Source organism: Bacillus sp. GW823-FHT06A11 (genome assembly GCF_058795355.1).
Genome location: NZ_JBXAHS010000003.1, coordinates 834,445 through 847,540, shown reverse-complemented (window position 1 = coordinate 847,540; position 13,096 = coordinate 834,445). Strand labels below are relative to the sequence as shown.

General features: G+C 41.3%; 10 protein-coding genes, 1 pseudogene, 1 riboswitch and 1 other annotated feature. Of the genes and pseudogenes, 8 read left to right on the top strand and 3 right to left on the bottom strand.

Going from position 1 to position 13,096, the window contains the following annotated elements:
• The first annotated feature begins 12 nt into the window (after nt 1–12).
• The 3 genes from AC1Q8L_RS18485 (at nt 13) to AC1Q8L_RS18475 (ending at nt 5,958) form a co-directional block, all read left to right on the top strand.
• Nucleotides 13–768, top strand: a complete 756-nt coding sequence (locus tag AC1Q8L_RS18485; protein ID WP_000679201.1) for a class I SAM-dependent methyltransferase — start codon at nt 13–15, stop codon at nt 766–768.
• Between the two features lie 146 nt (nt 769–914).
• Entirely contained in the window at nt 915–3,422 is a 2,508-nt protein-coding gene (locus AC1Q8L_RS18480; RefSeq protein ID WP_142317976.1) for a collagen-like protein, read from the top strand.
• A 22-nt stretch (nt 3,423–3,444) separates the two neighbouring features.
• Nucleotides 3,445–5,958: a BC_3345 family exosporium-associated protein gene (locus AC1Q8L_RS18475; protein WP_098311818.1), complete on the top strand. Its 2,514-nt coding sequence runs from the start codon at nt 3,445–3,447 to the stop codon at nt 5,956–5,958.
• Between the two features lie 73 nt (nt 5,959–6,031).
• Here the strand turns inward: AC1Q8L_RS18475 and AC1Q8L_RS18470 are convergent, their stop codons facing one another.
• Both AC1Q8L_RS18470 and AC1Q8L_RS18465 read right to left on the bottom strand, forming a co-directional pair.
• On the bottom strand, nt 6,032–6,175 hold the full coding sequence (locus tag AC1Q8L_RS18470) for a hypothetical protein (protein WP_000945243.1): 144 nt from the start codon (nt 6,173–6,175) through the stop codon (nt 6,032–6,034).
• Nucleotides 6,176–6,271: 96 nt separating this feature from the next.
• Nucleotides 6,272–6,414: riboswitch (cyclic di-AMP (ydaO/yuaA leader) on the bottom strand.
• 38 nt (nt 6,415–6,452) lie between these two features.
• A complete protein-coding gene (locus AC1Q8L_RS18465; protein WP_000615105.1) occupies nt 6,453–6,914 on the bottom strand; it encodes a GNAT family N-acetyltransferase in 462 nt (153 codons plus the stop codon).
• 137 nt (nt 6,915–7,051) lie between these two features.
• Between AC1Q8L_RS18465 and AC1Q8L_RS18460 the strand changes: the two genes are divergently transcribed.
• Together AC1Q8L_RS18460 and AC1Q8L_RS18455 are read left to right on the top strand one after the other, a co-directional pair.
• A complete protein-coding gene (locus AC1Q8L_RS18460; protein WP_000539733.1) occupies nt 7,052–7,300 on the top strand; it encodes a GlsB/YeaQ/YmgE family stress response membrane protein in 249 nt (82 codons plus the stop codon).
• A 63-nt stretch (nt 7,301–7,363) separates the two neighbouring features.
• Nucleotides 7,364–8,485, top strand: coding sequence for an AI-2E family transporter (locus tag AC1Q8L_RS18455; RefSeq protein ID WP_000411478.1), 1,122 nt, complete (start codon nt 7,364–7,366; stop codon nt 8,483–8,485).
• Between the two features lie 29 nt (nt 8,486–8,514).
• Here the strand turns inward: AC1Q8L_RS18455 and AC1Q8L_RS18450 are convergent, their stop codons facing one another.
• Entirely contained in the window at nt 8,515–9,672 is a 1,158-nt protein-coding gene (locus AC1Q8L_RS18450) for a 1-deoxy-D-xylulose-5-phosphate reductoisomerase (protein WP_016512536.1), read from the bottom strand.
• A gap of 138 nt (nt 9,673–9,810) precedes the next feature.
• Nucleotides 9,811–10,018: a binding site (T-box leader), on the top strand.
• Between the two features lie 44 nt (nt 10,019–10,062).
• Here AC1Q8L_RS18450 and AC1Q8L_RS18445 point away from each other — a divergent pair.
• From AC1Q8L_RS18445 to AC1Q8L_RS18435, 3 genes and pseudogenes are all read left to right on the top strand, one after another.
• A pseudogene (locus AC1Q8L_RS18445) lies at nt 10,063–11,060 on the top strand (tryptophan--tRNA ligase).
• Between the two features lie 210 nt (nt 11,061–11,270).
• Nucleotides 11,271–11,834 (top strand): maltose O-acetyltransferase, encoded by a 564-nt coding sequence (locus tag AC1Q8L_RS18440; RefSeq protein ID WP_000845631.1) that lies wholly within the window; start codon nt 11,271–11,273, stop codon nt 11,832–11,834.
• 12 nt (nt 11,835–11,846) lie between these two features.
• Complete coding sequence (locus AC1Q8L_RS18435; RefSeq protein WP_098311819.1) at nt 11,847–13,040, top strand: MFS transporter; 1,194 nt, start codon at nt 11,847–11,849, stop codon at nt 13,038–13,040.
• The last annotated feature ends 56 nt before the right edge of the window (nt 13,041–13,096 follow it).

Here is a 13,096-nt window from a genome sequence, read left to right as displayed (position 1 = left end):
GGAATGAATAATATGAAAGGCACACAAATGCTAGCTACAAATAAAAAGTGTTGGGATACAGTTGCACCTTATTTCTTTCAAGTGGATTGTTTACCGAAATACGGACCGTATACGGCATCTGAAGATGAGATCCATTTGTTCGATTCAATTAAAGATAAAAAGGTACTTGATATTGGGTGTGGAAGTGGACATTCGTTGCAGTATATGGCGGAACAAGGGGCAAAGGAATTGTGGGGACTTGATCTTTCAAGTGCACAAATTGCAATAGCGAATAAGACGTTAAAGGATTGGAATCCAAAGTTAGTATGCGGAGCAATGGAAGAAGAAGGAGATATTCCGAAAGGGTATTTTGATATTGTATATTCCATTTATGCATTAGGTTGGACTTCAGATTTAAGAAAAACGTTGGAACTGATTTATTCATATGTAAAGCCAGGGGGAAGTTTTATTTTTAGTTGGGAGCACCCAGTATATTCAAACTTACAGTATGGTACGGAAGAAGTTGCTATAAAGTCTTCTTATCATGAGGAAACGCCCATTACGTTTGAAACATTTAAAGGAGAAAATGTACAAGCGACATTATATAAGAGAAAAATAAGTACATACATAAATGAGTTAAATAGATCGGGATTTAAAATTGAGAGAATAGAAGAGCCTGAACCATCGAGCTCGCTTGATGGAGAACTAGCTGAGCCGTCTACGAAATATTATTCTTTATATAAAGCTAGAATGGTGCCAACTACTTTTATTATTAAGGCGAGGAAGTAAATTGTTTTATAAAAAGAAGCCTATCATTTCAAATAGATGAAATGATAGGCTTCTTTATTTTAAAAAAATGAGGTCAAAGGTGTACTTTTCTTATAAAAATGCATTTCATATAAAAGGTGTAATTATTTTGGGGAAGGGGGATTGTTGTGCGTCATCATAGAAAGTGCAAAAAATTTGGAGTGGCACTGCCTCTTCCGCTTATAGGAGCAACGGGTCCGACAGGTAATAGTGGTCCAATCGGTCCAACTGGAGGGCATGAAGGTCCTGTTGGTCCTACAGGGGTGACTGGACCGACGGGAGCAACTGGGCCCCAAGGTCCTCAAGGTATCAGGGGGATACAAGGTCCCCGAGGGACAACAGGAGCACAAGGGATACAAGGTCCCGTTGGTGATACTGGAGAGCAAGGAATTACTGGTCCGGTCGGCTTACAAGGTCCTCAAGGATTAATTGGAGAGCAAGGTCCTGTTGGCGATATTGGATTACAAGGTATGCAAGGAATACAAGGAATTACAGGCCCTGCTGGTAGTCAAGGTATACAGGGCGCCCAAGGAATACAAGGAGAAATAGGTGAGCGAGGAGAAACGGGTGCACAAGGAATGCAGGGAGAGAGAGGCATAACTGGAGTCGCGGGTGTAACTGGTCCACAAGGCTCTCAAGGTGTTCAAGGAATACAAGGAGAGCAAGGGGCTATTGGTATACAAGGAGAAGACGGCTTCCAAGGTATACAAGGAATTACTGGAGAAGAAGGCCCACAAGGAGCTCAAGGAATACAAGGTGAAGTGGGTCCAACTGGTTCTACTGGAATGCAAGGTGCCCAAGGTATAAGTGGAATAAAGGGGATAACAGGTGTAATAGGTTTACAAGGACCACAAGGTGTGCAAGGAATACAAGGTATAACGGGAGCAACAGGTTTTCAAGGGATAAAGGGAATAAGAGGTATAACAGGAGCGACGGGGAGTATTGGTGCTCAAGGCTCAGAAGGACCACCGGGCGGTCCGACGGGAACAACTGGTCCAATTGGCCCTTCTAGTGGGGTGACTGGACCAGCTGGCCCACCCGGTCCACCAGGAGGTCCAACAGGTCCAACGGGTGCGACCGGTTCAACAGGTGTAAGCGGAGGGATAGGACCAATTGGAGCGCAAGGAGTGCAAGGTATAACAGGTCCAATAGGTCATCAAGGTGTAAGGGGAGCCCAAGGTTCCCAAGGTGTAGATGGAACAGTTGGAGTACAAGGGGCACAAGGTCCTCAAGGTAACCAAGGTATAACAGGTCCAACTGGTGCAGAAGGTTCTCAAGGAATACAAGGTCCGCTGGGAGTAACTGGTCCAACTGGTGCGGAAGGTCCTAAAGGTATTCAAGGTATTCAAGGTGTAATAGGTCCAACTGGTGCACAAGGAATGGTGGGAATACAAGGGATAGCTGGTCCAGCTGGTGTTACAGGAGCAGAAGGAGCTCAAGGAACACAAGGAATCCGAGGAGCAACTGGTCCTGCTGGAGCACAAGGTATACAAGGAGTTCAAGGAATTCAAGGGGAAACAGGAGCAGCTGGAACACAAGGTCCTCAAGGTGTTCAAGGGATACAAGGGACTACCGGATTGACAGGTAAACAAGGTGCCCAAGGTCCTCAAGGAGTGCAAGGAATAATAGGACCGACTGGAGCTATTGGTTTGCAAGGTCCTCAAGGATTCCAAGGAATAACGGGTCCAACAGGAGCGCAAGGAGTGCAAGGAATACAAGGTGTGCAAGGAATTATCGGTCCAACAGGTGCACAAGGAATTAGAGGTCCCCAAGGAAATACAGGGGAAGTCGGTATAACAGGCCCACAAGGAGTCCAAGGGGCGCAAGGTAGTCAAGGCCCACAAGGCCCACAAGGAAATGTTGGAATTACAGGTGCAACGGGTGAAACTGGAGCCACAGGAGCAACTGGGGCAACTGGACTACAAGGTGTGCAAGGTGTTCAAGGGATTACGGGAATACAAGGAATAACGGGAACGACAGGCAATACAGGTGCAACGGGTCCGCAAGGAATACAAGGTATACAAGGAGTTCAAGGGTTGCAAGGCCCAATTGGAGCAAGTGGGGTGACAGGTGCTAGTGGTAGTATAGGCCCAGTTGGAGCACAAGGTAGTCAGGGCCCAAGTGGCGTGGTGGGACCGACAGGAGCAACTGGTAGTGCAGGTTCAATAGGTTTCTTGGGAATAGCGGGAGCGACAGGAGCGACTGGCTTACCTAGCGGGGGAGGTTATTTCTTTTCTACTTCAACGAGTACAATTGCAGCGAATGCGTTAATACCAATTAATTCAGGAGCTACCACTTTTGGTTCTGGTGTCAGTTTAACAAATGCAACAACTGTAACGTTAAGTACGCCGGGAATATATTTAGTCAGCTATTATTTTCAAGGTGATCCAACTGCCGGAAATGAAACAATTTCAGTGAGGCTTACTTTAAATGGAACACAAGTCGCAGGGAGTTTTATTTTTTATGTTACAGGAGGTACTTTTATATTAGAACCAGCAGTTTCGAATACGATGGTCATTGAAGTTACTTCTTCAAATGCAACTTTGTCTTTACAAAATGGTCCGTTAGCTATCGGGCATGTAACGACATTATCTGGTGTGATAACAGCTAGTTTAAATGTATTAAAAATAGTTTGATACGTTAGTTATAACGGGGGAGATGCTTGTGAAGAATCAAGATAAGTGTAGTAAGTTTCAAGCACCTATTCCTTTTCCACCGCCAGGTATTACGGGGCCCACTGGTCCAACCGGTCCAACTGGTGCTTTAGGTGGACCAACTGGACCGCAAGGAATACAAGGCGTACAAGGTCCAATCGGTCCAACCGGCCCACAAGGAATACAAGGAGTGCAAGGGGTGCAAGGAGAAAATGGTCCAACAGGCCCAACTGGTTTAACTGGACCACAAGGTTCTCAAGGTAATCAAGGACCTATGGGAGAACGAGGCCCACAGGGAATACAAGGTGTTCAAGGAATACAAGGAGAAAGAGGTCCGACTGGTCCAACTGGTATTCAAGGGGTACAAGGAATTCCTGGCCCAATCGGTCCGACCGGTCCAACAGGAATACAAGGCATACAAGGAATGCAAGGAGAAATCGGTCCAACAGGCCCAACAGGAATACAAGGAATACAAGGAGTGCAAGGGGAAATTGGTCCGACTGGACAAACTGGAAATACTGGTATACAAGGTGTGCAAGGTAATTTAGGAGGTAGTGGTTTACAAGGTGTAACAGGTATACAAGGTATTCAAGGTCCGATGGGTCCGACCGGTCCAACAGGTTCACAAGGAATACAAGGAGAACAAGGACCAATGGGACCAACAGGCGCAACTGGTGTTCAAGGTTTACAAGGTCCACAAGGTGAGATGGGGGTAACTGGACCAACAGGCTCTCAAGGAATTCAAGGAGTGCAAGGTGTAATAGGGCCAATAGGTGCAACTGGCTTGCAAGGGGATCCGGGTCCGACCGGCTCGACCGGTCCAACAGGGGTAACTGGACCAACTGGATCTGCAACGGGTCCAACCGGAGCAACGGGCCCAACAGGTCCGCCAGGAGGTCCAACCGGTCCAACGGGTCCAGCAGGATTACCGGGGGGTCCAACCGGTCCAACTGGAGCAACCGGAGCAACCGGGGCGACCGGAGCAACAGGAACGACTGGAATTCAAGGAGTGCAAGGAATACAGGGACCGACAGGTGCAACCGGTTTAACAGGTTTGCAAGGAGTACAGGGACCGATGGGGGTAACCGGTCCAACGGGTGATCAAGGCATTCAAGGTCCACAAGGGATACAAGGAGTAACCGGCCCGACAGGTCCGCAAGGTCTACAAGGAATCCAAGGCCCAATCGGCCCAACCGGTCCGACTGGTCCACAAGGAGTGCAAGGGGCACAGGGACCAATCGGTCCAACCGGCCCTCAAGGGATACAAGGCATACAAGGTGAGCAAGGAGTAAGGGGAGCGACCGGTCCAACTGGTTTACAGGGGCTACAAGGAATCCAAGGTCCGAGTGGTCCAACCGGTCCTCAAGGAGTGCAAGGCGTACAAGGTCCGAGTGGCATAACAGGTCCAACTGGTCCTCAAGGAATACAAGGTATTCAGGGACCACAAGGAAGTATAGGCCCAACCGGTCCTCAAGGAATACAAGGTGTGCAAGGTCCACAAGGCCCAACCGGCCAGGCGGGGGCAACGGGTCCTCAAGGAATACAGGGAATACAAGGTCCAATTGGTCCAACCGGTCCCCAAGGAATACAGGGGATACAAGGCGTGCAAGGTTCCCAAGGCCCAACTGGTCCAACCGGCCCTCAAGGTCTACAAGGAATAACCGGTCAGTCGGGCCCAACCGGTCCAACCGGAGTAACAGGTCCGACGGGAGCAACGGGTCCCCAAGGTCCACAAGGAATCCAAGGTCCACAAGGAGTAACCGGCCCAACAGGGGCAACCGGCGAGGCGGGAGCAACGGGTCCTCAAGGTCCACAAGGAATCCAAGGACCACAAGGAGCAACAGGTCCAACTGGAGCAACCGGCCAGACGGGAGCAACGGGTCCTCAAGGTCCACAAGGAATCCAAGGTCCACAAGGAATAACAGGGCAGGCGGGAGCAACCGGCCAGACGGGAGTGACTGGTGCAACTGGACCAACCGGAATCCAAGGCATACAAGGAATAACTGGAGCAACAGGGGGAACGGGAGTAACAGGCCCAACAGGTGCCACGGGTCCAACAGGTTTAACTGGAGCAACAGGATCATCTGCTATATCTACAGGTGGTGGCTATTTCTTCTCTACATCAACAAGTACAATTGCAGCAAATACTAACATTCCAATTAATTCTGGATCCACTGTATATGGAACTGGTGTATCTTTAACTAGTGCTACGACAGTCACAGTAGCGACGCCAGGAATATATTTAGTAAGCTACTATTTCCAAGGAGATGCAAATGGTGGGAATGAGACAGTATCTGTTAGATTACTATTAAATGGAACGCAACTAACAGGGAGTTTTATACAAAACGTAACGACATCAACTGTAGTAATCGAACCAGCCATTTCAAATACACTTCTTGTGAATGTGACGAGTGCCAATTCAACATTAATATTACAAAATGGCCCGTTAGGTGTAGGGCATGTGACTACTATAGCAGGTGCGATTACAGCAAGTTTAAATGTAGTGAGAATTTTATAAAGAATATAAAAAACACAAGGAATGTCTTTGTAAGACACACCTTGTGTTTTTTAATATTAAATAAACATTTTCTTTATCTTTTCGGTTGAAAAATATGCTGAAAGAAGTATTTGTGATGTAAGTTATCTACAACTTTATTTGCTTGATATGTGCGTTGTTTTTCAATTCGTAGTCTTTGCTCCATCATTTTTATTGCGTGATCAGATAAACGTAACATAATACATTCTCCTTTTCTATAAATATAGGTGACTATTTGATATCGATCCCATATTTATAATTAAGGAGGCAAAATGTGTAACATAGGCAAAAAGCACCTTCCTCTCCCATTACGCTTACGAGGTTAGCTGTCGGACTCGGGAAGTGAGAGTTTCCCTACTTAAAAAAGATTCGCCCCAAGTAGCATAGCTACAAAAATGGTTCCCCCGCTCCAAAATTTGGACTCAGCAAAAGGTTTTATAAAGTAAAAGATAACATAAATAAATTGACGAGTCAAACTATTTATTGTTTTCTGATTTTTTAAGTGAGGTTAAAACCACTCCATCGGGTAATATGATATCCTTTACTTCAATAAAGCCATGTTTTTTATATAAAGACAGAGCAGGGGTGTTTTCTTTCCCTGTTTGTACAATATATGTTTGGGAAGGGGAAAACATGTCAAATACATACAGTAGTAGTTTTGTTGCAATCCCTTTATGAAAATGATTAGGGGATACTACTAAACGATGAATATCCACTTCCTCTTCGTCTACTTTAAAAGAAATAAACCCAGCAAGTGTATCTTCATAAAAATAGCCGTAGAAAATTTCATCACAGGATTGAATATCAGCTACAGTATCATAAAGGCGAGGGATAGCTGTACTATTTATATATTTTGCCTCAATTTCATAAGCTGGTATTTGAATGCTTAAAATAGAAGTAGCGTTTTTGTGAGAAGTTGTTATTAATTTTTGAATCATAGAGAAAGAACCTCCTTGTTGGCTGTATTTTCATAGATTTGACAAGATTTTTCTTTATTGGATATAATAATTATAATAGTTACATAACAATTTAGTATGAAAAAGAAATACACCATAATAGAAATGGAGGACTAAAAATGGGATGGATTATCACATTAATAGTTGGTGCTATTATAGGTGCAATTGCTAGTTCTATAACGGGTAAAAATTTCCCAGGTGGTATGTTCGGAAATATTATCGCAGGTTTATTAGGTGCTTCGTTAGGTGGTAGATTATTTGGATCCTTTGGGCCATCATTTGGTGGGATTCATGTCGTGCCAGCATTATTAGGTGCAATCGTGTTAATTCTTATTGTATCATTTGTAGTGAAAGCTGCAAGGAAATAGAGATATAGATTATGATGAAGAGCCCTGAATAAGGGCTTTTCATCATTCGAAGAGGTGGTTTCATTGGAGAAAATAAATATAAGAAAAAGAGATAAGTTAAGAAAGTTTTTTAGAGAACAAAATTATTTGGCGGTATTACTTGGATTTGCGTTATTGTTCATTAATATTTTATTGCTAACAAAAATATCATTTGTTTTTACACCGTTTATCGTATTTTTAAAAACAATTTTCTTCCCAGTACTATTAGCGGGCGTGCTATTCTATATTTTACATCCATTCGTTTCGCTTTTAGAAAAGAAAGGTGTTTCAAGAATCGTATCGATAGCCTCAATATACTTAATAGTAATTGGATTATTTGTGTTTTTAGTTTTAACGGTTATTCCTATTATCAAAGATCAAATTGATGCATTGATAGATAATCTACCATATTTTGGTCATGAAATTGAAAGGGCAGCACGTAGATTTGGGGAAAGTAACTTACTCGGTAAAATTCAGGAGAATTTAAATATTGATGTTGCGAATATTGTAAAAGACTACACAGTTGATTTTACAAAGTCATTATCATCAGTAACTGGTAATGTAACTGGATTTTTGAGTACTATTACAGAGGTTGTTTTAACATTTGTAATGGTTCCATTTATATTGTTCTATCTTTTAAAAGATGGTGAGCAATTACCGAATCACTTTTTAAAGTTCATTTCAGAGCAAAGACAACCAGCAGCAATGAGAATACTAGATGATATGCATTATGCGATTAGTTCGTACATTAGGGGGCAAATTATAGTTAGCTTGTTTATCGGTATTATGCTATTAATTGGTTACCTTATTATCGGTATTAAATATGCAGTACTACTCGCTATTTTAGCGATGATTGTAAATATCGTTCCGTACGTAGGACCAATTATCGCCATTACACCAGCGTTAATTATTGCGTTTATTGATTCGCCAGGGATGGTTTTAAAGGTAATTATTGTAATGATGGTTGTACAATTAGCAGAAGGTAAATTTATTTCTCCGCAAGTTATGGGTAAGAAGTTAGATATTCACCCAATTACAATCATATTTATTATTTTAACTGCCGGAAACTTATTCGGGATTATGGGCATTATTTTAGCCATTCCAGGATATGCGATATTAAAAGTGTTAGTTACACACGGTTATAGATTTGTTAAGTTGAATACATGAAAAAAAGAGCTAAAACAGTGGGAACTGTTTTAGCTCTTTTTTATTAACAATTCATTTGCATATTGGCGCGCCCATTGATCCGCTTCCAATATAGCATCAAGTGAAGGATCTTTTACATTATGATGAGCTTCAACTGTTTTGTAAATTATTTTTTCAATATCGAAAAAGGCAATTTCATTTTTTAAGTATAGTGCATTCGCAATTTCATTTGCTGCATTTAATACAGCGGGAGTAGTACCACCGATTTTGCCACATTCATATGCGTATTGTAGACAAGGGAACTTCTCTAAATCTGGTTTTTCAAAATGTAAACTACCGATTTCTAATAAATTTAATTTTTCATAGGAAGAAGGTAGCCGAGTAGGATAGTGAAACGCATATTGAATCGGCATTCTCATATCAGGAGCACCGAGCTGTGCCATAACTGATCCATCAATAAATTCTACTAAAGAATGAATGATACTTTCTTTATGAATCATTACATTAATTTTTTCATATGGAATATCAAATAGCCATCTCGCTTCCATTACTTCGAACCCTTTATTCATTAATGTGGCAGAATCAATCGTTAGTTTTGCGCCCATTAACCAGTTTGGGTGCTTTAAAGCATCTTTTGCTTGTAATGTTTGCATTTCATCACGTGTTTTATCACGGAAAGCACCACCGGAAGCTGTTACAATTAACTTCTCAATCTCTTTATTATTTTCTCCGTTTAAACATTGGAAAATAGCTGAATGCTCACTATCTACTGGAATTAAGCGACATCCGTTTTGTTTCGCTAGTTCAGTTACGATATGTCCAGCTGCAACCAAAGTTTCTTTATTAGCAATAGCGATATCTTTCTTCGCTTTTAATGCTTCAATTGTTGGGAGTAATCCTGAAACACCTACAACAGAGCTTAATACAAGATTTGAATCAGGGTGAGTAGCTACTGCAATTAAGCCATCAGTCCCGTGTGTAATTTTTGTATTTGCTGAAATACGCGTACGAAGCTTGTCTGCTAAGTCTTTTGTCGCAACGCTTACAATACGAGGTTGAAACGTTTTGATTTGTTGCTCAAGAAGATCGATATTATAATTTGCGGTTAAACCAACGATTTTAAAATGTTCAGGATGAGCTGAAACGACATCTAATGCAGATGTGCCGATGGATCCTGTTGAACCTAAAATTGATATATATTTCACCATGAAAAAACCTCCAAAGTTGTTTCGAATATTTCTACAAACCTATATAACATTAGACAATTGAAGTGGAAATTCCTGCTATATAAAATAGAAAATTAGGGTTTGTTTGGAAGTGAAATGTGATAAACTGTAAAAAATAACGAAAAAGCAATGAAAGAGAAGAGTACATATTCGAAACTTTTTAGAGAGCTGATGTGTGGTGGAAATCAGTAAGGGATGAATATGGAATGGGCTCTGGAGCTTCTAACTGAAATGAGTAGGTAAAGACGGTTACTTCACGTTAAGAAGTTGAAGTGAGCTATAATGATAGCTAATTAAGGTGGTACCGCGGGAGTCTCTCGTCCTTTTTTAAGGATGAGAGGCTCTTTTTATTTTGAGAAAGGAGGAGTTAGTGTGAGTGAGAAAATAATGTTAACAGGAATTAAGCCGACAGGTTATCCGCATTTAGGAAATTATATTGGTGCGATTAAACCTGCATTACAAATGTCAAAGAATAATGAAGGAAAAGCATTGTACTTTATAGCTGATTATCATGCATTAAATGCTGTTCATGATCCAGAGAAGTTCAGCAGTTATACGAAAGAGGTAGCAGCTACTTGGTTATCGCTTGGACTTGGAGAAGATGTTATTTTTTATCGGCAAACAGAAGTGCCGGAGATTCTAGAATTAGCTTGGATTTTAGCTTGCCTAACTCCGAAAGGTCTTATGAACCGTGCTCATGCGTATAAAGCGAAGGTGGAGCAAAATAAAGAAGCAGGGTTAGAGGTCGATGCGGGAGTGAATATGGGTTATACACGTACCCGATTTTAATGGCAGCTGACATATTATTATTTCAAGCTACTCATGTACCAGTTGGAAAAGACCAAATTCAGCATATTGAAATTGCGCGTGATATTGCGACTTATTTTAATCATACATTTGGCACGACATTTACACTTCCAGAGTATGTCATACAAGAAGAAGGAGCTATTTTACCTGGTCTTGACGGAAGGAAGATGAGTAAAAGTTACGGAAATGTGATCCCATTATTTGCAGAGCAAGCAAAACTACGAAAGTTAATATTTAAAATCAAAACAGATTCTTCACTTCCAAATGAACCGAAAGAACTAGAAACCTTATTTACAATTTATAAAGAATTTGCGACAGAAGACGAAGTACAGTCATTACGTGAAAAATATGAGACTGGAATCGGATGGGGAGATGTGAAAAAAGAGTTGTTTCGCATTGTAGATCGTGAGTTAGCTGGACCTCGTGAAAAGTACGCAATGTATATGAATGAGCCGAATTTATTATATGAAGCGTTAGAAAAAGGTGCTGAGCGAGCAAGAAAAATCGCGAAGGTAAATTTAGTAGAAATTAAAAAAAGGATTGGATTTGAGAGGGGGCGCTGAGCGTTCCCTCGTTTTTCGATATAAATTATTCTTCATATTGATACGTAGAGCAAGGAGTTCGCACTTCTTTTCCGAACTTATTAGTTGCATATATGAAAAAGTATGATAATATAGGGTTACTTATTAAACGTGTTTAATAAGTTTAATTAAAGGTACTTATTAAAGATGTTTAATAAGTGAATCTCATTCAATAAAAAAGGAGATGAATGTATGAAAACGGAGAAAGAAAAGATGGTGGCAGGAGAAATGTATATTGCGGATGACGAAGAATTGGTGGCTGATAGGGTGGAGGCAAAACGTTTAACACGCCTTTATAACGAGGCGATGGAGACAGGAGATGAGAGGCGTTTTACGTTATTAAATCAGCTTTTAGGTTCTTCAACTGATGGGAAAGCACAAATTAATCCTGATTTTCGTTGTGATTACGGCTACAATATTCATGTCGGAAAGAGCTTTTTCGCAAATTTCAATTGTGTGATTTTGGACGTTTGTGAAGTTCGAATTGGTGATAATTGTATGTTTGCACCTGGTGTTCACATTTATACTGCTACTCATCCATTACATCCGGTGGAACGAAACTCTGGCAAAGAATATGGAAAACCGGTAAAGATAGGTAACAATGTTTGGGTTGGCGGAGGCGCTATTATTAACCCTGGTATTTCAATTGGAGATAATGTTGTAATTGCTTCAGGGGCAGTTGTGACAAAAGATGTACCTAATAATGTAGTTGTTGGTGGTAACCCAGCTAAAGTTATTAAAACGATAGAAGAGTAAAAGGTGTTTCATATGAAGAAAGATTTTGCGGAAAATGATACAAAGACGCTACTTGTCTCTCGAAATGCTCTATTCCTCTTATTTGCTTTGCCAGGTGTGGCATTTGCTACATGGATTTCTAGAACAGCAGCTACTCGAGATATTTTAGCAGTGTCAAATGCAGAAATGGGCTGGATTTTGTTCGGATTATCTGTCGGTTCAATAATTGGTTTACTAAGTGCAAGTCATTTTATTGACGGTAAGGGAGCTAGAGACGTTATTATAGGCAGTATGTTTTTTATGATTGTTGGATTGCTTTGTTTAGGTATTACTATTTATTTTGTTTCTAGTATGGGGGCTTTTGGTAGCTTACTAGTATTTGGAGTAGGATATGGATTAGCAGAAGTCGCATTGAATGTAGAAGGTTCTGCCATTGAGCAGAAATTAGGAACAACTCTTCTTCCGAAATTCCATGGTTTTTTTAGTATAGGAACTTTAGTAGGCGCGCTTAGTAGTTCTGCCGCCATCTCGCTTCACATCCCAATTCTGTATCAATTTCTTGCGATTTCGGTCATGTTTGTATTACTTGTATGTATGTTGTATCGTTTTCTTCCGCATGGAACAGGAAAGAAGGAGAAATCGCGGAACAAAAAGCGAGCGAAGCATACTTCCTTACGTATGGAAAGAAGGGTGCTTTTACTTGGTCTTTTCGTGCTTGGAATGGCATTTGCAGAAGGGAGTGCAAATGATTGGCTACCTATTGTGATGGTAGATGGACATGAGCAAAGTGTAGTAACAGGTTCTATTATGTACACTATTTTTGTATTGGCAATGACATTAGCTCGAATGTGCAGTAGTTATTTTCTTGATCGATTCGGTCGTGTCGCGGTTATGCGTGCTACTATTATGATGGCGATTATAGGAATGACAATCGTCATATTTGGGAGTAACTCATATTTTCTAGCACTTGGTGTAGTACTGTGGGGGATTGGTGCCGCGTTAGGTTTCCCGATTGGGCTTTCTGCTGCTGGAGGTGACAGTGAAAATGCGACTTCTAATGTTGCTGCAGTTTCTATCATCGGTTTTACAGCGTTTTTAGTCGGACCACCATTTTTAGGAATACTTGGAGAAGCATTCGGAATACGTAATGCTTTGCTAGCTGTTTTATTATTTGTTATCTTGTCTGGAATTGTATCGTCTGTTATGAGAGAGAATGCATGGAGTTAAATACGGAGTGCCGCTAGTAGAAATATATCATCTCTATTGCTTTAGAAAATGATGTA